This window comes from Gallibacterium genomosp. 2, from assembly GCF_000771895.1.
In the GTDB taxonomy this organism is placed as follows: domain Bacteria; phylum Pseudomonadota; class Gammaproteobacteria; order Enterobacterales; family Pasteurellaceae; genus Gallibacterium.
Genome location: NZ_JPXY01000016.1, coordinates 47072 through 73769 on the forward strand (window position 1 = coordinate 47072; position 26698 = coordinate 73769).

Annotated in this window: 26 protein-coding genes and 1 riboswitch; of the genes, 16 read left to right on the plus strand and 10 right to left on the minus strand. The window is 31.8% G+C overall.

The window, feature by feature from the left end; genetic code table 11:
• Window positions 1-13: 13 nt before the first annotated feature.
• The 5 genes from thiQ to metG all read right to left on the minus strand — a co-directional run bounded on the left by thiQ (window position 14) and on the right by metG (window position 6600).
• Complete coding sequence (thiQ, locus tag P375_RS03540; RefSeq protein ID WP_039134440.1) at window positions 14-676, minus strand: thiamine ABC transporter ATP-binding protein; 663 nt, start codon at window positions 674-676, stop codon at window positions 14-16.
• Window positions 663-2285 (minus strand): thiamine/thiamine pyrophosphate ABC transporter permease, encoded by a 1623-nt coding sequence (thiP, locus tag P375_RS03545; RefSeq protein WP_039134443.1) that lies wholly within the window; start codon window positions 2283-2285, stop codon window positions 663-665. Before thiP ends, thiQ begins: the two co-directional genes overlap by 14 nt.
• Window positions 2261-3256, minus strand: coding sequence for a thiamine ABC transporter substrate binding subunit (gene thiB, locus P375_RS03550; RefSeq protein WP_039134446.1), 996 nt, complete (start codon window positions 3254-3256; stop codon window positions 2261-2263). Before thiB ends, thiP begins: the two co-directional genes overlap by 25 nt.
• Before the next feature lie 47 nt (window positions 3257-3303).
• A riboswitch (TPP riboswitch) is annotated at window positions 3304-3403 on the minus strand.
• A gap of 69 nt (window positions 3404-3472) precedes the next feature.
• The gene (gene rsmC, locus P375_RS03555; protein ID WP_039134449.1) at window positions 3473-4477 is read right to left on the minus strand and encodes a 16S rRNA (guanine(1207)-N(2))-methyltransferase RsmC; all 1005 of its coding nucleotides are present in this window, start codon (window positions 4475-4477) and stop codon (window positions 3473-3475) included.
• An 80-nt stretch (window positions 4478-4557) separates the two neighbouring features.
• The gene (gene metG, locus P375_RS03560) at window positions 4558-6600 is read right to left on the minus strand and encodes a methionine--tRNA ligase (protein WP_084598483.1); all 2043 of its coding nucleotides are present in this window, start codon (window positions 6598-6600) and stop codon (window positions 4558-4560) included.
• Between the two features lie 200 nt (window positions 6601-6800).
• Here metG and apbC point away from each other — a divergent pair, with 200 nt between their 5' ends.
• Complete coding sequence (apbC, locus tag P375_RS03565) at window positions 6801-7919, plus strand: iron-sulfur cluster carrier protein ApbC (protein WP_039134454.1); 1119 nt, start codon at window positions 6801-6803, stop codon at window positions 7917-7919.
• Between the two features lie 99 nt (window positions 7920-8018).
• On the opposite strand, the gene P375_RS03570 is transcribed toward apbC, so the two are convergent.
• The 5 genes from P375_RS03570 to wbaP form a co-directional block, all read right to left on the minus strand.
• Window positions 8019-8759: a glycosyltransferase family 25 protein gene (locus P375_RS03570; RefSeq protein WP_039134457.1), complete on the minus strand. Its 741-nt coding sequence runs from the start codon at window positions 8757-8759 to the stop codon at window positions 8019-8021.
• Window positions 8760-9989 carry an O-antigen ligase family protein gene (locus tag P375_RS03575; RefSeq protein WP_039134460.1) on the minus strand — a complete coding sequence of 410 codons (1230 nt, stop codon included), beginning with the start codon at window positions 9987-9989 and terminating at the stop codon, window positions 8760-8762.
• A gap of 73 nt (window positions 9990-10062) precedes the next feature.
• Entirely contained in the window at window positions 10063-10281 is a 219-nt protein-coding gene (infA, locus tag P375_RS03580) for a translation initiation factor IF-1 (RefSeq protein WP_013746899.1), read from the minus strand.
• Window positions 10282-10402: 121 nt separating this feature from the next.
• Window positions 10403-10978: a hypothetical protein gene (locus tag P375_RS03585; RefSeq protein WP_039134463.1), complete on the minus strand. Its 576-nt coding sequence runs from the start codon at window positions 10976-10978 to the stop codon at window positions 10403-10405.
• 25 nt (window positions 10979-11003) lie between these two features.
• Window positions 11004-12431, minus strand: a complete 1428-nt coding sequence (wbaP, locus tag P375_RS03590; protein ID WP_039134500.1) for an undecaprenyl-phosphate galactose phosphotransferase WbaP — start codon at window positions 12429-12431, stop codon at window positions 11004-11006.
• Between the two features lie 282 nt (window positions 12432-12713).
• On the opposite strand from wbaP, the gene galU reads away from it, so the two are divergent.
• The 15 genes from galU to rfbB form a co-directional block, all read left to right on the plus strand.
• The gene (gene galU / locus P375_RS03595) at window positions 12714-13583 is read left to right on the plus strand and encodes a UTP--glucose-1-phosphate uridylyltransferase GalU (protein WP_039134466.1); all 870 of its coding nucleotides are present in this window, start codon (window positions 12714-12716) and stop codon (window positions 13581-13583) included.
• Between the two features lie 32 nt (window positions 13584-13615).
• Window positions 13616-14395 carry an ABC transporter permease gene (locus P375_RS03600; RefSeq protein WP_432430739.1) on the plus strand — a complete coding sequence of 260 codons (780 nt, stop codon included), beginning with the start codon at window positions 13616-13618 and terminating at the stop codon, window positions 14393-14395.
• Window positions 14392-15135 carry an ABC transporter ATP-binding protein gene (locus tag P375_RS03605; protein WP_039134471.1) on the plus strand — a complete coding sequence of 248 codons (744 nt, stop codon included), beginning with the start codon at window positions 14392-14394 and terminating at the stop codon, window positions 15133-15135. The genes P375_RS03600 and P375_RS03605 overlap by 4 nt, the downstream gene beginning before the upstream one ends.
• 16 nt (window positions 15136-15151) lie before the next feature.
• Window positions 15152-16090: a hypothetical protein gene (locus tag P375_RS03610; RefSeq protein ID WP_039134474.1), complete on the plus strand. Its 939-nt coding sequence runs from the start codon at window positions 15152-15154 to the stop codon at window positions 16088-16090.
• On the plus strand, window positions 16090-17853 hold the full coding sequence (locus tag P375_RS03615) for a glycosyltransferase (RefSeq protein ID WP_039134477.1): 1764 nt from the start codon (window positions 16090-16092) through the stop codon (window positions 17851-17853). Before P375_RS03610 ends, P375_RS03615 begins: the two co-directional genes overlap by 1 nt.
• The gene (locus P375_RS03620) at window positions 17853-18959 is read left to right on the plus strand and encodes an acyltransferase family protein (protein WP_039134479.1); all 1107 of its coding nucleotides are present in this window, start codon (window positions 17853-17855) and stop codon (window positions 18957-18959) included. Before P375_RS03615 ends, P375_RS03620 begins: the two co-directional genes overlap by 1 nt.
• Before the next feature lie 13 nt (window positions 18960-18972).
• Window positions 18973-19689 (plus strand): glycosyltransferase family 2 protein, encoded by a 717-nt coding sequence (locus tag P375_RS03625; protein WP_084598484.1) that lies wholly within the window; start codon window positions 18973-18975, stop codon window positions 19687-19689.
• A 1-nt stretch (window position 19690) separates the two neighbouring features.
• Window positions 19691-20077, plus strand: coding sequence for an HAD-IIIC family phosphatase (locus tag P375_RS03630; protein WP_039134485.1), 387 nt, complete (start codon window positions 19691-19693; stop codon window positions 20075-20077).
• Window positions 20064-21623, plus strand: coding sequence for a hypothetical protein (locus P375_RS03635; protein WP_039134487.1), 1560 nt, complete (start codon window positions 20064-20066; stop codon window positions 21621-21623). Before P375_RS03630 ends, P375_RS03635 begins: the two co-directional genes overlap by 14 nt.
• Window positions 21624-21637: 14 nt before the next feature.
• Window positions 21638-21889: an acyltransferase family protein gene (locus tag P375_RS12965; protein WP_052121783.1), complete on the plus strand. Its 252-nt coding sequence runs from the start codon at window positions 21638-21640 to the stop codon at window positions 21887-21889.
• A 37-nt stretch (window positions 21890-21926) separates the two neighbouring features.
• Window positions 21927-22736 (plus strand): acyltransferase family protein, encoded by an 810-nt coding sequence (locus P375_RS03640; protein WP_052121784.1) that lies wholly within the window; start codon window positions 21927-21929, stop codon window positions 22734-22736.
• A 10-nt stretch (window positions 22737-22746) separates the two neighbouring features.
• Window positions 22747-23898, plus strand: a complete 1152-nt coding sequence (gene glf / locus P375_RS03645; protein WP_039134489.1) for a UDP-galactopyranose mutase — start codon at window positions 22747-22749, stop codon at window positions 23896-23898.
• Window positions 23899-24819 carry a glycosyltransferase family 2 protein gene (locus P375_RS03650; protein WP_039134491.1) on the plus strand — a complete coding sequence of 307 codons (921 nt, stop codon included), beginning with the start codon at window positions 23899-23901 and terminating at the stop codon, window positions 24817-24819.
• On the plus strand, window positions 24816-25655 hold the full coding sequence (locus tag P375_RS03655) for a DUF4422 domain-containing protein (protein WP_245176415.1): 840 nt from the start codon (window positions 24816-24818) through the stop codon (window positions 25653-25655). Before P375_RS03650 ends, P375_RS03655 begins: the two co-directional genes overlap by 4 nt.
• Window positions 25656-25669: 14 nt before the next feature.
• On the plus strand, window positions 25670-26698 hold a 1029-nt coding region (gene rfbB, locus P375_RS03660), incomplete at its 3' end, for a dTDP-glucose 4,6-dehydratase (RefSeq protein WP_052121785.1).

Here is a 26698-nt window from a genome sequence, read left to right on the forward strand (position 1 = left end):
AAAGTTCTGTATTCTAACGATTATTGTGGTGTTGCACCAAATAATTTTCAGTTATCTTGCCATTATCAATTCGAATAACGCGTTGCATAATATTAATTACTTCGCTAAGTTGATGTGTCACTAATAATAGACATAGCTGTTTTTGACAGCAGATTTTATCAACCAGTTGCAACATTTCTTGTCGTAATTCAGGGTCAAGCGCAGAAAAAGGTTCGTCTAGCAATAAGATTGGACGATTACGTAATAAGGTTCTAGCAAGGGCAACGCGTTGTCTTTGACCACCGGAAAGTTGTTGCGGCAGTCTTGCTAAATAATGTTCTAGCCCTACTTGCTCGGCAACATCAGTGACTTGTTTTTGCTCTGTTTTATTCAACGAAAGACTTGGTTTTAAACCTAAAGCGATATTTTCGGCAACGGTGAGATGATTAAATAGATTATTATCCTGAAACAACATTGATACTGGGCGTTGATAAGGTTCAGTGAAAGTGTGATTTTCACCGTTAAGCCAGATTTCTCCTGATTCTGCATATTCAAAGCCGGCAATAAGATTGAGTAGGGTAGATTTGCCAGCACCACTGGCACCAATAAGGGCAGCTTTTTCAGTTCGAGTAAGTTGTAAATCAAAATACATTGGCATTGGTGGATAAGTGTAATGCACTTGTTTAAGTGTAATCATTGGGTCGATTTTGTTCCGTAAATAAAAAAATGAAAAAATAAAACAGCAATAACACCATTGCGGTGACAGCGGCAGCATCGTTTTGGTAATGGCCTAATTGTCGATAAAGCAGTAGTGGTAATGAAGTGAAACCATTATTGCCGAAAAGTGCGATAGCAGTAAAATCGCCTAATGAAATTGCCATTGCTAAAGCAAATGCAGAGCGTAATGGACGAATTAACATTGCCTTTTCAACAATTTTCCAACGTTGCCAACCACGAAGATTTAATGATAAACAGAGCCGTTGATAGTTCAACATATTACTGTAAAAAGGTGCGGTTAGTAACTGTAATGCGAATGGCATTGCTACTAAAGCATTGCAAAGAGCGACTAAAATAAATAACGATATTGTATTGCTTTCCATTTCTACAAGAAAGAGAAATAATCCTGTTGCTAACACTAAGGTTGGGATAGCTAAAATAATTGTGCCGATATTTAGCATCCATTGACTACTTCGCTGTTTACCTAGCCAATAGAGATGGCGGGTGGTCAGCAGAAGAGAAATTGTTAGTATCAGACAAAGTAGTGCCGCAGTGGGTGCTAACAAGAGTGAAAAAGCAATGGCTTGCCATAACGCCGGATGTAACAACTGTTGCCATAAATGACGGGCATTTAATCCGGCAAATAGCGTTTCCAGCAGTGGAGCGACAATGAAAAGTGTTGCAGTGATTAAAATAAAATAGTGATAGCAACGCTGATAACGGTTTAAATTGGGTAAACAGCGCGCTTGAGGTGAAGTTTCGCTTTGTTGATAACGAGCGAAACGATTGTTGATACTGAACAGGGTGAAACAGAACAGAAATTGTAAAATCGCCAATAATGCTGCGGTTTCAATATCAAAATCAAAAGTAATAGCCTGATAAATTGCCACTTCCAACGTGGTGTATTTCGGCCCACCGCCCAGCGTTAAAACAATGGTAAAACTGGTAAAACAGAGCAAAAAAATAAGCCCGAACAGATTAAAACAGGTTGGACGCAAAAATGGCATTTCCACCCAACGGAAAAAACGCCAATGACGTAAATTCAGTTGCGCCGCCAATTTGAATTGTGAAGCAGGTAACTGTTGCAAGCGTTGATATAACACTTTTGCCGCTAATGGAATATTGAAAAAAAGATGGGCGATTAGAATACCGCTTAAACCGTAAATATCGGGAAGTTGCTGCCCGAATAGACGAAGAAATTGATTAATCCAACCATTGAAACCGTAAATACCGACAATACTGAAAATAGCAACCAGTGCCGGTAACACATAGGTCAGCGAGAAAATTTTTAATAGAAAGGTTTTGGCAAAAAAATCTAGATAAAACAGTGATCTGGCAACAATAATACCGAAAAATAGTGAGAAAGTAGCGGATAATCCGGCTTGATAAAAACTGAAAAAGATAACTTGTTGCAGGTAATCGTTTTGCAGTAAATTTAGCCATTGTGAGAAGCGACTATGTTGTAGTAATTGTTGTAAGCTGCCGCCATAAATAATGGTGAGCAGTAATAATATGACTAAACCCGGCAACAGAAAAAGTTGCCGTTTTATTTCAATATAACGCATTATTTTGCCAACGCATTTTGCCATACAGCAAGCCATTGTTTGGTTTGTTGATGGCTGATATTTGAAGTATCAATAGTTTTTTCAGATAGCACTCGATGACGCAATTGATCATAATGTGGTTCAATCGCTGCATCGGTAACAGCAAACATCACATTACTTTGGCTGATAATATTTTGTGCTTCCGGTGAGATTAAAAATTGTAAAAATTGATCTGCTAATTTCGTTTGTTTACTTGCTTTTAATTTTGCTGCAATTTCGATTTGTAAAATATTGCCTTCGCTGAATTCTGTTGCTGCATAGTTTTGTTTCTGTTCATTTAGTTGATGATAGAGTGGTGAACTACGGTAGCTCAATACTAAATCGCTTTCTCCTTTCAAAAAGGCACCGTAAGTTTCAGTCCAACCTTTGCCGACAGTGACGGTGTGCTTTGCCAGTTGTTGCCACGCTTGTTCTACTTGATCTTGCGGATAAACCTGATTGACCCAAAGTAATAAGCCACGACCGACAGAACTGGTGCGCGGATCTTGATAGATAATGCGTAGATCCTGACGTTCAATCAATTCTTTTAGGCTTTTTGGAGGATTGCTGAGTTTTGTTTTGTCATAAATAAAGGCGAAACTACCGAAATCATAAGGAATATAGGTTTGATTTTCCCATTTTAGTGGTAAGTGGAGATTGTTTAAACTGATGTCAGTTTTGGCAAATAGCTGTGATTGATCTGCGGCTTCAATTAAGCTTTGATCTAAACCTAACACGATATCAGCTTTGCTTTTTTTGCCCTCTAAACGCACTCGATTAAACATTGTGACACTATCTTCAAAAGGCACGAATTTGAGATCACAGCTGCACTGTTTTTCGAACATAGGTTCTAATTTTGGTGCAGGCCCCCAATCGGAAGCAAAAGAATCATAAGTATAAACGGTTAAGGTTTCAGCATTGGCGAAAGAAATGGTACTAACGGTCAATACACTGAGGAAAAGTGTTTTTTTTAACATAGTGAATTCCTATTTCATTATTGATAAATGCAAACAGGATTTTGAATAGCAAGCTGCTTCTCAAATCCCTCCGCTGCGACTAATCAGTTCAGGTTCGACGGGTATTATCTCAGCCTTACTTTTAGTAATGCACCCCGTTGAGAACGGCAGTTACTATACGAAATTGTAGCGATTTAGACAATGAAATTGTGAAAAGTTTATGAAAGATACCGTCATTTAAGCGTTTTTCACACTATAAACTTTAAATTTGCCTGTTTTCGCAAGAACCTGATGTGTACCGAAACTGCGATCAAGCAGATCCGGATAAGGCAGAAATGCATTAGCTACAATTCTTAATTCTCCGCCACGATTTAAATGTTGCTTGGCTTCAGTGATTAAGGTTTCTACTGCTTGATAAGCAGTATTCAAACCTGAATGGAACGGCGGATTGGAGATAATTAAATCGAATTTGTCATTAATTTGTGAAAAAACATCACTAGCGATAACCGTACCTTGCAGTTGATTTTGTTGCAATGTTTGTATTGTCGAGGCAATTGCCATAGCGTGAATATCGCTCATTGTCAGCTCAATTTGTGGTGAAAGGAATTTTAGATAAGCACCGATTACCCCAGCACCACATCCGATATCTAACACTTTTCCTTGCACAGGCTGTTGCATAGTTGAAAGCAATAAATCTGTACCTTGATCCAGTTCACTGGAGCTGAATACACCCGGCAGTGCATAGATAGTTAATTGTGGCAATTGTGGAAGTGTATATTGTTTCCACCAGTCGGATAATGTAAATTGCACCGGTTTTTGTAATTTAAAATAGTAAAGGCTACATCGCCGAGCGGAATCAATTTTATAAATATCGCCTAATTTGCCACAAAACTTCTCTGCGGATCGAACGCCTCCACGATTTTCTCCTACTAATAAAATTTTTTGTCCGATAGGCGCTTGCGACAAAATTTGAGTTAATTGGAATAGACACTCTTGTTTGTTTTTTCCCCAGTAAAAAATGATGAGAGATGCTTCTTGATAATCAGCTTCAAGCGTAAATTCAGTAGGATTTTTAGCGTGACATACATAATCAAAGTAATAACTGACTACATTAATCCGTTTGGCTAAGATACGACATTGTGATGGAAAATCATCCTGTATATTACCGAGAAAAAGTAAAGTTTCATTTTCAAACAGATTAAGGTGGCGTTGTAATAATTGGCTTTCGGGTGTGAGTGACATTGTTTTTTCTTAGAAAGTGAATTGATTGAATAAAAAGAAAGATGGAGCTAATAGAAGCCCCATCGCTATTTATGATGGTTTTATTTGACACGATAACCAGCTTTAGCACCGCTATCGACATCAAGTAGGAACAGATCTGCACCACCACTACCGGCAGATAAAATCATTCCTTCAGAAAGTCCGAATTTCATTTTACGAGGCGCAAGATTGGCAACCATAATCACCATTCTCCCCTCTAATTCTTCCGGTTTGTTGTAAGCCGCTTTGATACCTGAAAAAACCTGACGAGTTTCAACACCTAAATCAAGTGTGAACTTCAATAATTTTTTACTTTCTGGCACGGCTTCACATTTCAATACTTTTGCCACACGTAAATCCAATTTAGCAAAATCATCAATAGTAATAGTTTTTTCAAATGGCTCAATTTCACTGTCTGTTTCACTTATTTTTGCCGGCGCTGTTTGGGTTGCAAATTGAGCATTTTCTGCTTTTGAGGCTTCGATCAAAGCTTCAATCTGTTTCATTTCTAAACGACTAAATAATGCTTTGAATGGTGCAATTTCGTGTGCCAATAATGGAGAAGTTAAGGTTTCCCAACGCAATTCATCGTGCAAAAAGGCTTCTGCACGCTCTGCCAATTTCGGCAATACCGGTTTTAAATAGCCCATTAATATACGAAACATTTGAATACCCATTGAGCAGACCTCGTGCAACTCCTGCTGGCGAGTTTCATCTTTTGCAATTATCCAAGGTGCGGTTTCATCCACATATTTATTGGCTTTATCGCATAAAGTCATAATTTCGCGAATTGCTTTGTTGTATTCACGATTTTCGTAATGTTGAGCAATTTGTTCTGCTTGTTGGCTGAATTCTTGCCATAAGGCTTGATCGTGTAGGCGAGCTGCTAATTTGCCATCGAAACGCTTTTGAATAAATCCTGCATTACGGCTAGCAAGATTAACCAATTTATTGACAATATCGCTGTTCACACGTTGTACAAAATCTTCCAAATTTAAATCTAAATCATCAATACGACCACTTAATTTTGCTGCATAGTAATAACGTAAACATTCAGGATCAAGATATTCAAGATAGGTTTTTGCTTGAATAAAAGTACCACGGGATTTAGACATTTTTTCACCGTTTACAGTGACATAACCGTGTACAAAAATATTATTCGGTTTGCGGTAACCTGCACCTTCAAGCATTGCCGGCCAGAATAGACTGTGGAAATAGACAATATCTTTACCAATAAAATGATAAAGTTCGGTGTTGCTGTTTTGTTGCCAGAAATGGTCGAAATCAATATTTTTACGATTACATAAATTTTTGAAAGATGCCATATAACCAATAGGGGCATCTAACCAGACATAGAAATATTTACCAGGTTGGTTTGGAATTTCAAAACCGAAATAAGGCGCATCGCGAGAAATATCCCACTGCTGTAAACCAGATTCAAACCATTCCATCATTTTATTGGAAACTTCGGTCTGCAACGTGCCAGATTTAATCCAATCTTTCAACATAGATTCAAATGACGGTAAATCAAAGAAGAAGTGTTCGGATTCTTTCAGGATCGGAGTTGCGCCGGAAACGACAGAACGAGGATTAATCAACTCTGTTGGGCTGTAAGTAGCGGAACAGACTTCACAGTTATCACCATATTGATCTTCAGCTTTACATTTTGGGCAAGTACCTTTCACAAATCGATCCGGTAGGAACATTCCTTTTTCTGGATCATAAAGTTGAGAAATAGTCTTGCTCTTGATAAAACCGTTTTGTTTCAATTTGTTATAAATTGTGCAGGATAATTCTTGGTTTTCCGGACTATGAGTAGAGTAGTAATTATCATAACTGATATTAAACCCGGAAAATGAAGAAATATGTTGTTGTTGCACATCTGCAATCAATTGTTCTGGCGAGATACCCATTTGATCCGCTTTCAACATAATAGGTGTACCGTGAGCATCGTCTGCACAGACGAAATAAATTTCATTACCGCGCATCCGTTGAAAACGTACCCAAATGTCGGCTTGAATATGTTCAAGCATATGACCTAAATGGATTGGACCGTTTGCATAAGGCAAGGCACAAGTAACTAATATTTGACGGCGACTGGACATAATTTTTCCTTTTGATTAATTCGTTTTTAATTGTGAAAATAACCGCTAATGTTACTCTATTGACAGGCTATTTTCCAGTTTAACTACTACTACCAAATATGTATTAGCGCTGTTTTCGATTGATTTTACTTAACAGTTGCTTGTGGTCGTGGTTAAATAGACGAGCTAATTTAAACACTACCTAATTTAAGGACAGATAAATGCGTAGTCTTAATTTTACTTATACTCATCTTGATGAAAATGTTGTGCAACAAATTGCCGACAAATTGGAACAATTTCAACATCCTACCTTACAAAAAGATCTGCTGACACTAAAAGCAGTGAAAAAAATTAGTTGTGAAAACAACAAATTGCAAATTGAGTTAACAATGCCATTTGCTTGGAACAGCGGTTTTGCCGATTTGAAAGCATCATTAAGTGAATCGTTGGCACGGTTGGCGAAGGTTGCATCAACCGAATGGAATCTTAATTATCAAATCGCTACTTTAAAAAGAGCTAACAATCAACCGGCAGTAAACGGAGTGAAAAACATTATTGCGGTGAGTTCTGGTAAAGGTGGAGTAGGAAAATCGACAACTGCGGTTAATTTGGCATTAGCATTACAAGCACAAGGTGCGAAAGTAGGTATTTTAGATGCTGATATTTATGGCCCATCCATTCCTTATATGTTGGGGGCTGAAGAGCAACGCCCTACTTCGCCGGATAATCAACATATGACACCGATTGTGGCACACGGTTTGCAATCTAACTCAATCGGCTATTTAATGGATGCGGATAGTGCAACTATCTGGCGCGGGCCAATGGCAAGCAGTGCTTTGAGCCAATTATTGAATGAAACCTGGTGGACGGATTTGGATTATCTTGTGATCGATATGCCACCGGGAACAGGTGATATTCAATTGACATTGTCACAACAAATTCCGGTAACTGGTGCGATTGTAGTTACTACACCGCAGGATATTGCATTATTGGATGCGATTAAAGGTATCACGATGTTTAACCGAGTTTCTGTGCCAGTATTGGGCGTTGTGGAAAATATGAGCGTTCATATTTGTGCAAATTGCGGTCATCACGAAGCGATTTTTGGCACTGGCGGTGCAGAAAAAATTGCTAAACGCTACAACATCAAATTGTTGGGTCAATTGCCACTACATATCCGTTTACGCGAGGATTTGGATCAGGGCAAACCGACTGTGATTGCCGCGCCTAATGATGAAATCAGCAAAGCCTTTTTAGATTTAGCACAAAATGTTGCTGCTGAACTTTATTGGCAAGGTGAAACCATCCCGGCAGAAATTATGATTCGAGAAGTGAAATAGCATTGTTAAATTGACAAAATTTTTTAGAACAGATTTTAAACAGCTTTATATCTTTGATATAAAGCTGTTTTTTAGATATATACTTAAATTTTTATTTAATTAATCTTTTAATTTAAAACAAAAATTATGCCAAGCACGGTGACAGTGATCTTTTAGATTAAAATATTCACGTCTAATCTTAGATGTTAATGAGAGTTTTTTCTTACCTCTTCTATCATCACCAATAAGAGATTCCATACTAGTGATATGATCAATGCAAGCGGGATAAACAGCGTAATTTTCTATTTTATTTTCATAAAATCTAGCCATTTGATCATCAACAGGATAAACCCATTCTTCACAATAGGCTAATAACTGTTTAGCAGCTTTAGGAGTAATGAGATAACCTTGAGTACAAAAATAATCTTTATAGAATTTAACAATTGAAAATGTATCTATTGTTTCAACAACTACTTTATCATCATTACGATGGTTTTTGTGAAGCCATAAAAAATCATATTTTTGTATTATTCTTTCGGCATTCGTATAAATGTCTTTAAAATTTTCTAAGATAGTTACATCGTCTTCAAGTACAATAATTGGTTGATTTAATTCGAGACATTTTTCCCAAGTCGAGTAATGACTTGCATAACATCCTAATTCACCTAAAGATAAATTTCGACCTTTCCTTTGAAAATGCTTTTTCGCATTATAATGTGAAAATAAAGGATGATTTGGCGTTTCTTTAGCATTTATAGCTGGAAAAAACTCAAACTTAATTTTCAGATTATCAAATTGTTGCTGTATAGAATCCTCTCTTTCAGTTGCAGAGTCAATATGAATAACATAAATAGGTAGCATTTAATCCTCTTTATTTTTATTTGGAAGTGTCATTGCATAAAATATTATATTACTAATATAAAAGAACATTGCATATTCTTTTCCTCGGAGTAATGCATCACTTAAACTAAATGAAAAAAGAGATAGAATATTAATAATACCTAAGAAAGCAATAACTTTGTTTTTTTCATTGCAAGAATTTCTATAGGTAATAATAAAATAATAGGAAATTATACAAAGAAATAAGAGTAAGACAAATAGCCCTAAAAATCCTCTATAAAAAGTTTGTTCAATAAATAGATTATGAGTATGAGGAAAATTTTTAATAATTGTAGGATATTTGCCTTCGGTAGACTGTTGAAGTCTTTTCTCATCCATACCATCTTTTCCCCAACCCAATAAAGGTTTTTCTTTAATACCATCTAAAGCACTGCGCCAAAGTTCAAAACGCATACCAATAGATGTTTCTTTTTTAGTACCATTAAAATATAGCGTAATATCACTAACGGCAGCGTGATAACGTTGTTGTATTCCGCTTTGTGGTATCAAACCGGCAATAATGATTAAAGAGATAAGGCTAACAGAAAAAGGAATAATAAAGCGTTTAAGTGATTTAGCATAAATCCAGAATAAAAGAATAATTGCAACAGGGAAAATTAACCAAGTGCCACGAGAACCGGTAAGAATATTCCCGGCTAATCCTATTGTTGCGGCAATAAGCAGGAAACTAGCTATTTTTATGTTACCTTGTCTGAGGAAATAGAAAGCAAGTGTTATACAATATAAAACTAATGTCATAATCACGGCGGCAACAGGAATAGGGTGTATTGATTCAAAAGCTCGCTCAATACCAAGAAAAAATTTATTATATATAGCCAATAATCCGGACAAAATAGCTGCTGTTGCAAAAGTAAGGGATAAGCCTTTCAGACTAGGTTTATATTGAATAAATAATAATAACAAAGGAATAGATAATAATAAAAAGTGGTCTGGTTTAAATGAATGTGGAATAGAATCGTGGTTGATAATTGCAACTAAAAGAGAGACTGCATAATAGGCTAGTGCTGCAACAATGTAATACTTAACAGATTTATCAATATAAATTGTTTTATAGTGAGTTATTAAATAAACAATCGCTATTAAAACCAAAATGAGTGGAGCAATATAGTAAGCATTTTTTATGGTAATAACAGTGATAAAAAAGAGAAAAATAAATAGATTAATGATAGGGGATAAGCGATCGATTAGCATAGAATAAACTCTTATTTAAAAGGGATTTACCTCCCCCCCCCCTTGCCATTTAAAACAAGGGGGAGTATGGAGATCAACGACTACGGAAAACGATACGACCTTTGCTTAAGTCATAAGGTGTCATTTCAACAGTCACTTTATCACCGGTAAGGATACGGATATAGTTTTTACGCATTTTACCGGAGATATGAGCGGTCACCACGTGACCATTTTCCAATTCAACACGAAACATTGTGTTTGGTAAGGTTTCCAAAATGGTACCTTGCATTTCAATACTATCTTCTTTTGCCATGTTTCCTCTAATAGTTAACAACTTTATTGATAATCAAACAAAAAGCTACCGAAGTAGCTACTTTAAACGGCGTAATTATACACACTAATAAGATAATGGAAAAGGATAGCGTACTTAAATTTTATTGTTTTGCTGGATTAATAATTTCATAAGTACAACTAAAAGCTGCTTTTGCAATTCGATAAGTATCTTTATGATCATTAGGTGCCCTTACAATAACATCTCCAGGATAAGCGATCATTTCTTCACCCCAAGGAGCTATAAATTTTAAGTTACCGTCTTGAGGGCTAACAATAAAATATTCCATCTCAATTCCTTTAGGTTTATAACTTTGCCATTCATTACTTAATTGAGGGTTTTTATCTGATAGTGGTCCTTCATAGCGTTGTAAAAACTTATTTTTTGAAACTAAAATTTCTTCGTTACCAGTTTCAGGGCAACGATTTTTTACCACCATATCGCCTTCTTTTGCAGGAGGACTTTGGGTTTCAACGCCTTCATTTTTGATATTTGTAATAACGATTTCCCCTGCTTTTGCTGGACGAGCATCGACAATTTTACTTTTTTTCGCAATACCAACCTTGTGCGTTTTCTCTGCAATTGAAAATAACATTTGAATATCGGTTATTTGTGCAATGGAATAAGTTGAAATAAAAATTGTAAATATAGAAAGAAAATGAAATTTGTTGAGTAACATATTTAAAATCTCCTATTTAATAAATTTAATAAGCTCCAGTTTTGTTAATTACAATTTTGAATGTTTTTAACAAAATAACAATATCATTCCAGACTGACCAATTTTTGACATACCAAGCGTCATAATAAACTCGAGTAATATAATCAACATCATTACGACCGCTTACTTGCCATAATCCGGTCATACCTGGTTTTGCCATTAAGTAATAATCAATATCTTTTTGATACCGGATTAATTCACTACGAACGATAGGTCTTGGGCCAACAAGGCTCATTTCACCTTTTAATACATTAAATAACTGAGGCAATTCATCTAGACTTGTTTTTCTTAAAAATTTTCCAATTTTGGTAATTCTAGGATCGTTTTTTAATTTAAAATCTCTTTCCCATTCAGCCCTTGCAATTGGATCATTTTTTAATAAATCTTGTAATACTTCTTGTGAATTTAAAACCATAGAACGGAATTTCAAACATTTAAAAGCTTTCTTATTCCGACCAATACGAGTTTGTCCATAAATGGCATGGCCTCCATCTTTTGCGATTAGTAAATATAAACCAATTAATACTGGAGATGACACAATAATAAAAAATAATGAACCAACAATATCAATAGTTCTCTTCAAAAAACGAGAGGTTCTTTTTGCAAGATTATTGTGTACACGCAATAATATAACTTCATAACTAAAGATGAAAGACATATCTGTACCATATAACGGAATACCTCTCATAGTAGGAATAATTGAAACAGATCGACAATTATTCTTAGCTAAAAATCTTAACCAACTATCTAATTGTTCTATCTCATTTTCTTCTAATGCAAGAATAAATTGTGATGTATGTCTATCTACTAAATCCAAAATATTTTCTTGTTGTGCTTCAATTATAGGGATATTTAGATGTTCAATAAGATCTTGGCTAGATAAAGAATCTGTTTTGACAAAATATTTTATATTTAAGCCAAGATAGGATTCACCAGTTAAAGCAAGATAAGCATCTAGTGCATTTTTATTGGTACCAATAATGACAGTATCTTTTAAATAATAACCAAAGCTAATAAGTAATTTTTTTAATAAGAAACGTCCTAAAGGGAAAATAATTAAAGTAATTAGCCAAATAATAACAAAGAAATAACGAGAAAAGAAAAGTTTTGAAAAGCCAATAATGGCTAACTCAAAAGTAGCAAATATGATTAAAGTACGAATAATTTCCTTTAACTCTGACCAATAAGGCTTTCGGTAAGTATAGTGACGTAAACGTAGCCAAAACCAAGTAATACAAAGAAAAGCTAAGAATGTATGGATAATTATTCTTTGTGAAATTTCTGCTTGAGGTAAAAAAGAAGAAAGATCTTTATAAATATTATTGAAGATCCATAAGGTTAAGAGAAAAGACAGTATAAATAAAATAAAATCCATACATGCCATTAATAATTTACATATAAAAGTTTTCGTCATCATAAAATTAATGAGTGAAAATTAAACAACGATAAAAGTTTCTCTAAGAGTTTGATATGTGTAGTCTAACGTAAAGCAGAAAAGAAAAGAAGAACTTATCATTTGATTTTAAAATGACAATAGAGGAAAACTCCCTAGAAAATTTCTTAAATAGTTATTGTTTAACAGTTAGGTAAAAGGTAAAATTCCCATATGCTATATTTTTTAGCCTTACTGGAGGATATTTAATCCTCTTTTTTAATGTCTTCAAGCCATTCAAGTAGAGTTTTTGAAGGAAAATTTATGATCAAAAAATGTTTATTTCCTGCGGCTGGATACGGTACTCGCTTCTTACCAGCAACAAAATCTATGCCAAAAGAGATGATGCCAATTGTGAATAAACCACTTATTGAATATGGAGTGGAGGAAGCTATTCAGGCTGGTATGCATGATATGTGTATTGTTACTGGACGTGGAAAGTATCCTTTAATGGATCACTTTGATAAAAACTACGAGTTAGAACATCAGATTCAAGGGACTAATAAAGAATCTTTATTAAAAGATATAAGAAAAATTATGAGTTTGGCCACGTTTACGTTCACACGTCAGGGTGAAATGCTTGGATTAGGGCATGCTGTTTTAGTAGGTAAAGAGTTGGTGGGGGATGAACCATTTGCAGTGGTGTTAGCAGATGATCTTTGTATTAATGAAGATGGGCCTGGTGTTTTAGAACAAATGGTGAAACTATTTAACCAGTTTAGATGCACGATTGTGGCGGTACAAGAAGTGCCAGAAAGTGAAACCCATAAATATGGTGTGATTAAAGGAACACAAATAAGTGAAGATCTTTATCGTGTGGAAGATATGATAGAGAAACCTGAAGCAGGAAAAGCACCAAGTAATTTAGCAATTATCGGTCGTTATATTTTAACACCAGATATTTTTGAATTAATCAAAAATACACCTGCAGGTAAAAATGGTGAAATCCAAATTACCGATGCCCTTCTTCAACAAGCCCAAAATGGTTGTGTTATTGCTTATAAATTTAAAGGCAAACGTTTTGATTGCGGTAGTGTAGAAGGCTTTATTGAAGCAACAAATTATTGTTACCAAAATATCTATTTAAAAGAAACAGATATTAAATTGGCTAAGCAACATACACATAAATTATAAAAGAGTAAGTATGAGGTTATATGATCAAATCTATGCTGTATAAAATTAAAGAGTTGTATGATTTTAATGAATTATTAAAACAATTAATAATTAGAGATATAAAACTAAAATATAGAAGAAGCTATCTAGGATATCTTTGGAGTCTATTAAATCCATTAATGTTGATGATAGTATTAGTCATAATATTCTCTAATTTGTTTAGATTTGATATACCTAATTTTCCTTTATATTTAATTTCTGGGCAAGTTTTATTTAACTTTATGATTGAGGCAACAAATATGTCAGTCTACTCAATTATTGGTAATGCTGCTCTGTTAAAAAAGACTTATGTCCCAAAATATATTTTTACATTATCAAAAGTAGGTAGTTCGCTAGTTAATCTAATTTTCTCTCTTGGAGCATTAATATTAGTAATGATATACACTAATGCAACGTTTTCTATAAGCTTACTTTTTTTTCCTATTATTTTATTACAGTTATTTATTTTTTGTCTAGGATTGGGAATATTTTTAGCCGCAGCAACAGTATTTTTTAGAGATATACAATATTTATGGGGGGTATTTACATCAATGTGGATGTATATGACGCCTTTATTTTATCCTGTGTCTATTATACCTAGTGAATATCAAGAATTATATAAGAATATTAATCCTATGTATTGGTATATAGAACAATTTAGAGATATTGTCCTATATTCTAAAATACCTAGTTTTGAGAATGTATTAATAGGATTATTCTTTTCTTTATTAGTATTAATAGGTAGTGTAATTTATTTTAATAAGAAACAAGAAGAGTTTATTTTATATATATGAAAAATAGTAAAGAAATAATTATTAAAATTACAGATGCTACTGTACGTTTTAATAAAGCAACAGAAAGTTATAGTGGGTTAAAAGAATACATTATAAAAATGCTAAAGAGACAATTAATGTTTCAAGAATTTTTAGCATTAAAAAATATAAATTTAGAAATTAAAAAAGGGGAGTCATGGGGATTAATAGGAACCAATGGTTCAGGTAAATCAACTTTATTGAAATTGATATGTGGAATTTTGAAACCTTATAAAGGGAATATAAAAGTTAATGGTAGTATAGCCCCATTAATTGAGTTGGGTGCTGGATTTGATGGAGATTTAACTGCAAGAGAAAATATTTTTCTAAATGGAGCTTTATTAGGATATAAAAAAGAATTTATGAATAAACATTTCGATGAAATTATAGAGTTTGCTGAATTGCAGGAATTTATTGATATACCTGTTAAAAATTTTTCATCGGGAATGGCTGCTAGATTAGGATTTTCTATTGCTACAATCGTTAAGCCGGATATCTTAATTGTAGATGAGGTTCTAGCTGTAGGAGATATTTCTTTTCAAGAAAAATGTAAGAAACGAATGGAAGAAATGTTATCAAATGGAACAACATTATTATTTGTATCACATTCTATGGAGCAAGTGAGAGAGCTGTGTTCTCATGCATTATGGATAAATCATGGGAAAATTCAATCCTATGGTAGGACAGAAGATGTAATAATTAAATATCAAAACTCATTGTAATTTTTTAGGGGAATATATGTATTTGATTTCACTATTAGTTCATGAAAAGAAAGAAGTTATATTAGATCAATTATTAAATATAAAAAAATATTTTTCCAGTGCAAAAGTAATTATTCATTTATCTAAAGGCGCACCCTTCAGTTTAATGGATTTGGAATCATATCTGAAAAATAAGGTAGATAATTATTTTTTAAATCCAGAACAAGTAGATACTTCATGGGGAAGAATTATATTAGCTCATTTTAGCAATATAAAGTATGCATATCAATTAAATCAAAATAGTTATATTCTGTTTCACTCATCTAATGATATGTTTGTAAAACCAGGAATTGAATCTTATTTACAAGACAAAGAATATCTATTTAATCAAAGAAGAGTTAATTCTATCCACACTTATTGGTGGGTTGGTAGGGTTGCCAAAAACGATAATAATCTGATGAAAGCTTTGAGAAGTTTAGGGGTAAGTCAGGTTATTGGTACTCAGATCGAAGGAAGTATGTTTAAAGTAGAAACTCTAATAAAAATTATAGAAATATGCAATAAGTATAATGTGTTAGATAATAAATTACATTATCCAAGAGAGGAGATAGTATTTTCATCTTTTGCTAATGCATTAAATATAAAAGCAGATGGGCTTCCGTATGTTTTTTCAGAGGTTCATCGATTTGATAGGGTTCTATGGAAAGTATTTATAAAATATAAATGTATATATTCAAATTTGTTCATAAAAAATATAGTAAATACTTTCTTATTTAAGAGTAAGTTTTATAAAATTACTGCTAAAGATGTCAATTATATTAAAAATAATAATTATGATTTTTTGAAAAAGTATGACAGCTTATCAGATGGTGATGAAAAATGGAAAATTTTTGATTATAAAAATATTTATGCAGTGAAAAGGGTTGAAAGAAATATTAATAATAAATTAAGAAAATATATTAGAGGATTAGAATAATGTCACTTACAATACAAAATTTAATTTTTTATCCACATTCGCTAGAGTTGTCACATCTGTATATAAGAGGTAATAATTATATTTTACTGGATGAAAATACTATAAAGATAAAATCATTTAGTAGTATTGCATTTGATACATATTATAATATTTTTTCTTTAAAAAAATGGATAAAATATTGTAATTTAGAAGAACTCTATTTAGAGTTTGATTTTATAGGGGATATTCAAGTTAATTTGGTAGGAGTAAACAAGCGAAATACCTTTTATACATATGAAAAAGATATATACCAAGAAGAATTCTCATCTGATACAGTTAAGCATATTTGTATTAGTTTAACTCCAAATATTATAACTGATATTGAATCTTTATATCTTACTGTTAGAGCTAATTCAAAAGACAGTACGATCAGTAATATTTGTTTTACAACACAAAATATTATAGATAATAATAGCTATAAACTGGGCTGTTGTATCTGTACTTTTAATAGACAAGAGTACATAAAAAATACAATTTCTACTATAAAATCTGGGAATAAGAAATATAATTTGAATCTAGAAGTAGTTATCACAAATAATGGGGCACCAATAGATTTAATACTTGAAGATAGATATATAAATATTTATTCGTCCAGAAATATGGGCGGAGCAGGAGGATTTACACATTCTATATATAATGCAATACAAAAAGAATGTACTCATCTTTTACTTATGGATGATGATATATCATTTAATTTTGAATCTATTTTTAGGGCATATAGGTTTTTTCAATTAATAAAGCCAGAATTCTATGATGTTGTTTTATCAGGTTCTATGTTCTCAGCGGATGAACGCTGGTTAAGGTATGAAAGAAATACTATTCTAGATAAGAATGGCTTTCACCATCAAGGGCATTTTGAAGATATGAGGGATAGAAGTGTTATAATTGATGATGTACTTTCTGAAAGTATTCCTGATACTGTTTATGGTTTGTCTGGATGGTGGTTTTCTGCTTTTTCTAAAAAAATTATTGATGAATATGGATATCCATTACCAATTTTTGTTCGAGGAGATGATATTGAGTTCTCTATGAGAATTAATAAGGAAATTGTATCAATAAATGGAGTTAATGTTTGGCATGATCCATTCATTTTGAAATATAATGAAATTATGGAAGACTACTATTTGTCAAGAAATATGATTATAAATTCATTACTTTCATATTCTCGCTGCTATGAGTTAATTAAAATATTTTCAGTTAAAAAGTTTTTAAAGAATTTAATTACATTTAATTATATAGCGGCAGAATTTAATATTCTTGCCTTACAGCATATTATTGAAGGAAAGTATTCTGATGATCCAGAACATATACATCAGTGGGCAATGAAAAAATTAAAAGAATTGAAGAGTAATACGATCATTATTGAGAAAGCTCACTATTTTTATACTAAGCCTAAATTTAATAAGAAAATAACAAAAATATTAGGAATATTGTTATCTTTTACTGGTTTTGGAACAAAAGGGACATCAAAAGCCGGGTTTGAAAGAAGACCTATTTTCTTCTATGGTAGAAATAGAGTGTTAGTATTTAATACTTTAAATAATACTATGGAAGAATGTGTTCTTGATAGAAAAATAACTATAAAGTTAATATATAGGTTTCTCAAAAATTATATACATTTTATTAAAAATATTGAGTATTATCGAGAGCAAGCATTGTTATTTAGAAGTAATGGAAAAACGAAATCAAATTGGGAGTTGTTATTTAAGAAAGAGGATAAATAATGAAAAGTCTAAATAATCATATTATTGAATTAGATTCTTGGCGTGGAATTATGGCAATTCTTGTTGCTATATTCCATTATACAGTTCCGAATAATTTTATTTCTGCTGAGTTGGCTGTTGACTTTTTTTTTATTTTATCTGGTATAGTTGTTCATATGGCTTATTTTGATAAAGGATTGTCAGTAAAGGATTTCTTTATCAAGCGACTTGTTAGATTATATCCATTACATTTATTCTCTTTATTTATTATATGTATATTATTTATATATACTATTCTTTTTATTAATTATCCACTCTCAAATAATTTAACATTAGCTTTTGAATGGCAATTTCCTAATGAATATTATAAAGATGGAATTCTTTTTACATTTTTGCAACAGATATTTTTTATCCAGTCTTTGGGATTCCATCCTAGTAATGAATTTTGGAATGGAGCCTCTTGGTCTGTTTCTGCAGAGCTATGGGTTAATTTAATATTTTTTATATGGATGAGGAGATTATCTAATTATTTTCTACTTATATTTTCCTTCATATTATACACATTATTATTCGTTAATTTTGGCCGTGTAAGTGTACATAATGAATATATATTATATATTAACTCTTCAATTATTCGATGTTTAGCTGCTTTTTGTATAGGATGTGTGCTATTTAGACTTCTGAATCCACTTAGGTTAAAAATAACAAATAAAAGGCATTTATTTTATTCATATCTACAGTCCATAAGTATATTTATACTTTTTTATGTAATGGTTAAAGGCGAATATAATTATAATGAATTTATGGCAGTCATAGCAATTATAGTTATAATATCTGTATCATTTTTACAATTAGATACTATAATTAATAGGAGCCTCAAAATAGGATTATTAAAGTTTTTGGGTAAGATTAGTTATTCTATCTATTTGACCCACTATATAGTTCAGTATATATTGCAAACTATATTGAATCTGCAATTTGATACGACAAGTAAGATAGAGGGGGGGGGGAATTTATTGATTTTTATATTTATGACAATATTTATTAGTTATATATCTTACAATTTAGTAGAAAAGAATAATGCGATAATAATGAAAAGATTAACTTCAATATTTGAAATAAAGTAATAAGGAATAAATAATGTTTATAATTCCACTGGCTGGTCTTAGCTCTCGTTTTTTTAAAGAAGGATATACTAAACCTAAATATCAGTTAGATTTAAAAGGTGAAACGGTATTTTCTTGGTCTGTTAAGTCTTTTGAGAAGTATTTTGATACAGATAAATTTGTATTTATATTTCGTGATTTTTATGATACTAAAAATTTTATAGAAGAAGAGATTAAAAAACTTAAAATTACTAATTATGAGTTAATATGCCTATTAGATGAAACATTAGGACAGGCAGATACTGTTTATCAAGGGCTTTGTAAAATGAATAATGATTGTGATGAAGAAATATATATATTTAATATTGATTCAAAAATTATAAATTTTATTAAACCCTCTTGGACAGATGATTGTGATGGATATTTAGAAGTTTTTAGAGGGGATGGAGAACATTGGTCTTTTGCAGAATCTCAAAAGAATTCAAATTTGGTAAGTAGGACAGCAGAAAAAGAGAGAATTTCTGATTTATGTAGTGATGGACTATATTTTTTTAAAAATATATCTCTATTTAAAAATTTATTTTTAAAGGCTAGAGAGAATAATTTAGTGTCAAATAATGAATATTATGTGGCTCCATTATACAATATTCTTATTCAGGAGAAAGGCATCGTTAGATATGATCTAAAAGAAAAGAGAAATATTTTATTTTGTGGAACTCCTTATGAATATAAGAAACTATTAGAGGAATAAAATGAAACGATTGATAATGGATTTAGATAATACAATATCCGTGACTAAAAATGGAGATTATCGTAATGCAACACCAGTAAAAGAAGTAGTAGAAAAATTACGAGAATATAAGTTACGAGGTTTTGAGATCATTATTAGTTCAAGTCGCAATATGAGAACTTATGATAATAATATAGGTAAAATCAATATTTATACTTTGCCGATTATTATTGAGTGGTTAGATAGAAATCAAGTTCCCTATGATGAAGTTTATATAGGGAAGCCTTGGTGTGGGCATGATGGTTTTTATGTTGATGATAGAGCTATTAGACCAGATGAATTTATATCTATGGGTTATGATGAAATTAAGAAATTGATTAATATGGAAGGTGAAAATGATTCTAATTAATTCTGCTGCATATGTAAACCAGGAATTTCGTAATGAATTTGGATCAATCCCACCGAGTTTTTTACCTATTGGTAATAAAAAATTATTGAGTTATCAAGTGGCATCTATTAAAAATAGTTTTGGTGATAATGAAAAAATTATTGTGTCTCTACCACAAGGATATTCTTTAACTATTGATGAAAAAAAACTTATCAATGATTTAAATGTCCAGATTGTTTTAGTACCCGAAAATATAACATTGGGAATGGCTATATTATATGTATTAAATATTATAGATTCTTGTGAAGATTCAATAAAATTGCTACATGGGGATACTCTTTTACAAAATTTCCCCAATGAAAATGATTGTATTGGAATAGCTTATACTTCAGATATATATGAGTGGGAATTTAAAAGTGTAAATGATGAATCTTTAGTATGGTGCGGATATTTTTCATTTTCATCAACTAGATTATTTATCCAAACATTGGCAACTACACAAGGTGATTTTACTGAATCTGTATATTTATATGCGAAATATAAAGATATTTCATATAAGAAAGTTTCTGATTGGTATGATCTTGGGCATATAAATACATACTTTAGATCTCGTTCAATTATTACTACTCAGAGAGCATTTAATTCTCTTAAAATTGAAAATGGTATTGTGTGGAAATCAGGAACGCCTCATAGAAAAATAGAAGCTGAAGCTTACTGGTTTGAAAAACAACCTCCAAGATTAAAAAGATTTATTCCTCAATTAATTCAATCTGGTAAAACTGATGCAGGAGAACCGTTTTATGAAACAGAGTACTTACCACTATTACCACTGAATGAAATTTTTGTACATGGGAAGCATTCTGCCCCATTTTGGGAAAATATACTGGATTTGTTAGGATTTTATATGAGTGAATGTAGAAAATGTACTGTACAAGATTTTAAATTAGAAGAGAAAGTCCATAATGATAGTATATCTCTATATGTAGATAAAACATATGAGCGATTAAATATTTATGCTAAACAACATAATCTAAATTTAGGAAAAAGTAATATTTATAACGGACGAACATTGCCAAGTTTGAATGATATTGCTAAGCACTGTATAGAATATACATTAAAGTTACCTGAAATACCTTCTATTGTACATGGAGATCTCTGTTTTAGTAATATTATGTATGATTCCCGGAGTAACTGTATCAAAGTAATTGATCCGCGAGGATTAAATTTTAATCAGGAATTAAGTATATATGGAAACCAAACGTATGATTTAGCAAAATTATGCCATTCATTTATTGGATTATATGATTTTATTATTGCAGACTCATTTTCATTAGAAAAATCAAATGATGATATTATAAGATTACAATTTAATCTTGATTCAAGAATAGATGATATTCAAAAAATGTTTATATCAAAGCAGTTAATACCAGGAATAGATAATATGGATATCATACCAGCAGTAATCTTATTATTTTTATCTATGATTCCCCTTCATTTTGATAAACCATTGCGACAACAAGCTATGTTAGCTAATGCAATGAGGCTATATGATACGTATATTAGATAAATAAGAGGAACTATATGAAAATTAAGTCATTGAATTATGTATATTTATCTAGAGTAGATCAATTAAGATTTTTAGCTGCACTTCTAGTGATTTTCCATCATTTTCGAGGATTTCATATAGATCTTACTATACCAAATAATATATTTACGTCTTTTATAAATGTAATTTTGATTAAAGGTTCTTCTGGAGTGAGTTTATTTCTTGTATTAAGTGCATTCTTATTTACGTTAATTACTCAGGGGGGGGAGGAGTATAATTTACTCTAAGTTTATTATAAATAGAGTATTAAGGATATTTCCATTAATGATTATTATTGTTTTTATTGTAATATCTTTAAATAGGGGGGATTCTTCACCTATAGATATTTTCAGGATTCTAACATTACAATTAAATACAGGTAATCATTATACTGGATGGGGACATGATATTTTTCCTGTAGGCCCAATTTGGACTATTGCGGTTGAATTTCAATTCTATCTTATATTTCCATTTTTAGTACTTTTTTTATTTAAAAATGGTAGAGGGCAGTTATTTCTTATTTTATGCTTTTTTATTGTTTTGAAATTTTTAATTTTTCAATTAAAAGGGGATATATATTCTAGCTTTTATCATTCAATAATTGGAAGAATAGACCAATTTTTGGTGGGGATGATATTTGGAAGTTTATATATTAATAATTTATTAAGATTAGACAACAATATTAAATGTACTTTCTTATTCTTGACTTCTATTATTATTCTTTTGATCTCATTTAAATTAAGTGAGTATATGTTTTTTCGAAATGTGCTTTCTTTTTTTATAGAGGCAATAGGTTGGTCAGGAATAATTGCATCATTCCTCTTTTTTAAAGTAAGGAATCTTTTATTAATAAAATTAGGTTCATGTTTTGCTTGTTTAGGAAGTTGCAGTTTTTCAATGTATTTATTGCATTTACCAATAGGAATGGCTATTAATTCTATCTTTAATTTGGAGGATCCTATTAATACAACAGAAAGTATTGTACAGACATGCTTTAGATTATTATTTATAATTCCTTTAGCATGGCTATCATATGTGGCAATAGAAAAACCGTTTATGTCACTAAGAGTTAAATATTTAAAATTAGAGGAATAATTGGAAGAGTATGAAAAATTTATTATTAGTAGGTGCAGGCTTCTCTAATGCGGTTATTGCTCGTGAACTAGCAGAAGCTGGCCATAAAGTTACGGTTATTGATAAGCGTCACCATGTTGCTGGAAATTGCCACTCTGAGCGAGATCCAGAAACAAATGTTATGGTCCATGTATATGGCCCGCATATTTTTCACACAGATAATGAACGCGTTTGGCATTATGTAAATCGCTTTGCTGAGATGATGTCTTTTGTGAATCGGGTTAAAACAATTAGCCAAGGACGCGTTTATTCATTACCGATCAATTTACATACTATTAACCAATTTTTTGGTACAACTTGTTCACCAAAAGAAGCTAAAGCTTTAATAGAGAGTAAGGCGGATATGTCGATTACAGAGCCTAAAACTTTTGAAGAACAGGCCCAGCGTTTTGTTGGTAATGAATTATATAAAGCTTTTTTCTATGGCTATACAAAAAAACAATGGGGTGTTGAACCTAAAGAGTTACCAGCAAGTATTCTGAAACGATTACCGGTACGTTTTAACTATGATGACAATTATTTCGCACATCGTTTCCAAGGTATGCCAAAAGATGGCTATACAGTTTTAGTAGAAAATATGCTTAACCATCCGAATATTACAGTAAAACTCAATACAGCTTATTCAGATGAGATGTTAGAACAATTTGATCATATCTTCTGGTCTGGTCCATTAGACGCCTGGTTTAATTATGAGTTAGGACGTTTGGGATATCGAACTTTAGATTTTGAAACTTTCAGAGCTGATGGAGATTATCAAGGTAATGCAGTGATTAATTATGGTGATGAGGAAATTCCTTATACACGGATCTCTGAACATAAACATTTTGCTCCATGGGAACAACATGAAAAAACAATTTGTTATAAAGAGTTTAGCCGTTTATGTGGTGAAAATGATATTCCTTATTACCCAATTCGTTTGGTTAAAGATAAAGCATTATTAGAAAAATATGTAACTAAAGCATTAGCTACGGATAAAGTAACTTTTGTTGGGCGATTAGCAACGTATCGTTATTTGGATATGGATGTGACAATTAAAGAAGCTTTAGAGGTGGCTGATCAAGTGAAAGAATCTCTAGCTAGAAATCAAACATTAAAGCCATTTTATGTTGATATGGGAGTATAGATGAATCAGCGTTCCATCTGTGCAATTGTTGTTACCTATAATAGAAAAACATTATTAATTGAATGTTTATCGGCATTGGAAAAACAAACCTACCCAGTTGATGCTATTTATATTGTCAATAATGCTAGTACAGATGGAACAGAATTACTACTTCAGGAACAAGGCTGGTTATCAAAAGATCATATTCATCTATATAATTTAAAAGAAAATATTGGTGGTGCAGGTGGGTTTTCTTTTGGTGTAGAAAAGGCTTTTAATGATGGATTTGATTATATTTGGTTAATGGATGATGATGGTTATCCATTAGAAGATTGTCTAAATGAATTGATTAAAAATAGCAATAAAAATACCTACCTTGGCCCATTAGTATTAGATAAAGATGAGCCGTCAACATTATGCTTTCCAATGAGATTGCCTAAATCTTTACTTACCATCTCTTCTCTTGCTGATCTAAATAAGCTAGGAAAAATGGATACAATAGAAGGGATAGTTATTCCTTTTAATGGTATTTTATTTTCATCAGATCTAGTGAGAAATATTGGTATTCCTAAAAAGGAATATTTTATTTGGGGAGATGACTTTGAATATACTAAACGTGCTGAAAAATCTGGTGCAAGAATAGCAACGATTAACAATGCAAAATTTTATCATCCAAAGGATAAGCTATTAGGGACACCAATGTTTTTTGGAAAGCTAAAATTTAATGATACGCCTTCTAGATTAAAATTATATTGTATGTGTCGTAATTCTGTTGTTAATCATATGGTATATAGTGATAAAATTCACATCATCGCTTTTATTTTAAAATTGATGTGGTTTTATCTTTTTACTAAACCTAACTTGTCAAAACTTTTTCTGTCATTAAGAGCAATTTGGCATGGTTTTAAGAAAGATTTTTCTCATCATACAGAATATCTATGAAACCAATGCAGACAAGAAGAGTTGAAAACTATTCAAATTGTAAGATCTCAATTATTATTGCGACACATAAACAATATTTTATGCCTGGTGATCCTATGTATATTCCTTTGCATGTAGGAAAGTTAGGCAAAGAGAGTATAGGATATCAAGGTGATGATGTTGGAGATAATATTTCAGCCAAAAATCCGTATTTTTGCGAATTGACAGGGTTGTATTGGGTCTGGAAGAATTTATCTACAGATTATATTGGTTTAATTCATTATCGCCGATTTTTTAGTATGAAAACCTACCTACAACGTAAGAAACTTTCTCTTCAAGATATCTATCTTTCTCAATCAGAAGCAGAAGCCCTTTTACAAAAATATGATGTATTAGTACCTAAAAAACGAAACTACTATATTGAAACTTTATATTCTCATTATGCACATACCTTACATAAAGAACATTTAGATGTGGCGAGAGAAATTATTAAAGAATATACGCCTGATTATGTTGAAAGCTTTGATAAAGTGATGAAACAGCGAGGCGGATATATGTTTAATATGTTCATTATGCCAAAAGAATTAGTTAATCATTATTGCTGTTGGTTATTTCCAATATTATTCGAATTAGAACGTCGAATTCCACCAGATGGATATTCATCATTTCATGCTAGGTTTTATGGCAGAGTAAGCGAGTTGTTATTTAATGTTTGGTTGCATAATTATTCTATAAATCATAGTATCAGAATAAAAGAAATCCCATTTATATATGGTGAAAAAATTAATTGGATAAAGAAAGGTACAGCCTTTTTATTAGCTAAATTTTTTAAGAAAAAATATGAAAAGAGTTTTTGATAAAAAAGATTAGTATGAAAATCCTCATCACAGGCGGATCCGGATTTATCGGTTCCGCTGTTGTTCGTTATATTATTAACTCCACTACCCATCAAGTAATTAATCTTGATAAATTAACTTATGCAGTTAATCCTTTAGCTTTATCTAATGTACAAAATAATCCACGATACTTTTTTGAGCAAATTGATATTTGTGATCGCTTAGCCATTGATCATATTTTTCAAAAATATCAACCAGATGCTGTTATGCATCTGGCTGCAGAAAGCCATGTAGATCGATCTATTAGTGGACCAGCAGAATTTATTCAAACCAATATTATTGGCACATATACACTATTAGAATCTGCTCGCTGTTATTGGGAAAAACTCCCTATTTCTAAACAAGAAAAATTCCGCTTTCATCATATTTCAACAGATGAAGTTTATGGTGATCTAGAGATAGAGTCAGAACAGCTTTTCACAGAACACTCACCCTATGCACCTAGTAGCCCTTATTCTGCTTCTAAAGCCTCAAGTGATCATCTAGTACGAGCATGGCATCGTACTTTTGGTTTGCCGATTCTTATCACAAATTGTTCCAATAATTATGGTCCATATCAATTCCCTGAAAAGTTAATTCCATTAACAATTTTAAATGCTGTTTCAGGTAAAACACTTCCTATTTATGGTAATGGGCAGCAAATCCGTGATTGGCTATTTGTAGATGATCATGTAAAAGCCTTATATAAAGTTCTTACAAAAGGAAAGGTTGGTGAAACATATAATATTGGCGGTAATAATGAGCGTAAAAATATTGAAGTTGTAGAATCTATATGCCAAATATTAGAAGAGTTAGCTCCGAATAAACCAGCTGGCATTTCAGCATACCGTGACTTGATTACTTTTGTAACAGATCGTCCTGGACATGATTTACGTTATGCAATTGATTCAAGCAAAATTCAAAAAGAGTTGGGGTGGTATCCACAAGAAACATTTGAAAGTGGATTGAGAAAAACAATAGAATGGTATTTAATGCAATTTAAGAAATTAAATAATAAAGGCATA

Coding starts and splice junctions, on each gene's coding strand:
- thiQ (WP_039134440.1), bottom strand. CDS start 676: ATGATTACACTTAAACAAGTGCATTACACTTATCCACCAATGCCAATG.
- thiP (WP_039134443.1), bottom strand. CDS start 2,285: ATGGCAAAATGCGTTGGCAAAATAATGCGTTATATTGAAATAAAACGG.
- thiB (WP_039134446.1), bottom strand. CDS start 3,256: ATGTTAAAAAAAACACTTTTCCTCAGTGTATTGACCGTTAGTACCATT.
- rsmC (WP_039134449.1), bottom strand. CDS start 4,477: ATGTCACTCACACCCGAAAGCCAATTATTACAACGCCACCTTAATCTG.
- metG (WP_084598483.1), bottom strand. CDS start 6,600: ATGTCCAGTCGCCGTCAAATATTAGTTACTTGTGCCTTGCCTTATGCA.
- apbC (WP_039134454.1), top strand. CDS start 6,801: ATGCGTAGTCTTAATTTTACTTATACTCATCTTGATGAAAATGTTGTG.
- P375_RS03570 (WP_039134457.1), bottom strand. CDS start 8,759: ATGCTACCTATTTATGTTATTCATATTGACTCTGCAACTGAAAGAGAG.
- P375_RS03575 (WP_039134460.1), bottom strand. CDS start 9,989: ATGCTAATCGATCGCTTATCCCCTATCATTAATCTATTTATTTTTCTC.
- infA (WP_013746899.1), bottom strand. CDS start 10,281: ATGGCAAAAGAAGATAGTATTGAAATGCAAGGTACCATTTTGGAAACC.
- P375_RS03585 (WP_039134463.1), bottom strand. CDS start 10,978: ATGTTACTCAACAAATTTCATTTTCTTTCTATATTTACAATTTTTATT.
- wbaP (WP_039134500.1), bottom strand. CDS start 12,431: ATGACGAAAACTTTTATATGTAAATTATTAATGGCATGTATGGATTTT.
- galU (WP_039134466.1), top strand. CDS start 12,714: ATGATCAAAAAATGTTTATTTCCTGCGGCTGGATACGGTACTCGCTTC.
- P375_RS03600 (WP_432430739.1), top strand. CDS start 13,616: ATGCTGTATAAAATTAAAGAGTTGTATGATTTTAATGAATTATTAAAA.
- P375_RS03605 (WP_039134471.1), top strand. CDS start 14,392: ATGAAAAATAGTAAAGAAATAATTATTAAAATTACAGATGCTACTGTA.
- P375_RS03610 (WP_039134474.1), top strand. CDS start 15,152: ATGTATTTGATTTCACTATTAGTTCATGAAAAGAAAGAAGTTATATTA.
- P375_RS03615 (WP_039134477.1), top strand. CDS start 16,090: ATGTCACTTACAATACAAAATTTAATTTTTTATCCACATTCGCTAGAG.
- P375_RS03620 (WP_039134479.1), top strand. CDS start 17,853: ATGAAAAGTCTAAATAATCATATTATTGAATTAGATTCTTGGCGTGGA.
- P375_RS03625 (WP_084598484.1), top strand. CDS start 18,973: ATGTTTATAATTCCACTGGCTGGTCTTAGCTCTCGTTTTTTTAAAGAA.
- P375_RS03630 (WP_039134485.1), top strand. CDS start 19,691: ATGAAACGATTGATAATGGATTTAGATAATACAATATCCGTGACTAAA.
- P375_RS03635 (WP_039134487.1), top strand. CDS start 20,064: ATGATTCTAATTAATTCTGCTGCATATGTAAACCAGGAATTTCGTAAT.
- P375_RS12965 (WP_052121783.1), top strand. CDS start 21,638: ATGAAAATTAAGTCATTGAATTATGTATATTTATCTAGAGTAGATCAA.
- P375_RS03640 (WP_052121784.1), top strand. CDS start 21,927: ATGATTATTATTGTTTTTATTGTAATATCTTTAAATAGGGGGGATTCT.
- glf (WP_039134489.1), top strand. CDS start 22,747: ATGAAAAATTTATTATTAGTAGGTGCAGGCTTCTCTAATGCGGTTATT.
- P375_RS03650 (WP_039134491.1), top strand. CDS start 23,899: ATGAATCAGCGTTCCATCTGTGCAATTGTTGTTACCTATAATAGAAAA.
- P375_RS03655 (WP_245176415.1), top strand. CDS start 24,816: ATGAAACCAATGCAGACAAGAAGAGTTGAAAACTATTCAAATTGTAAG.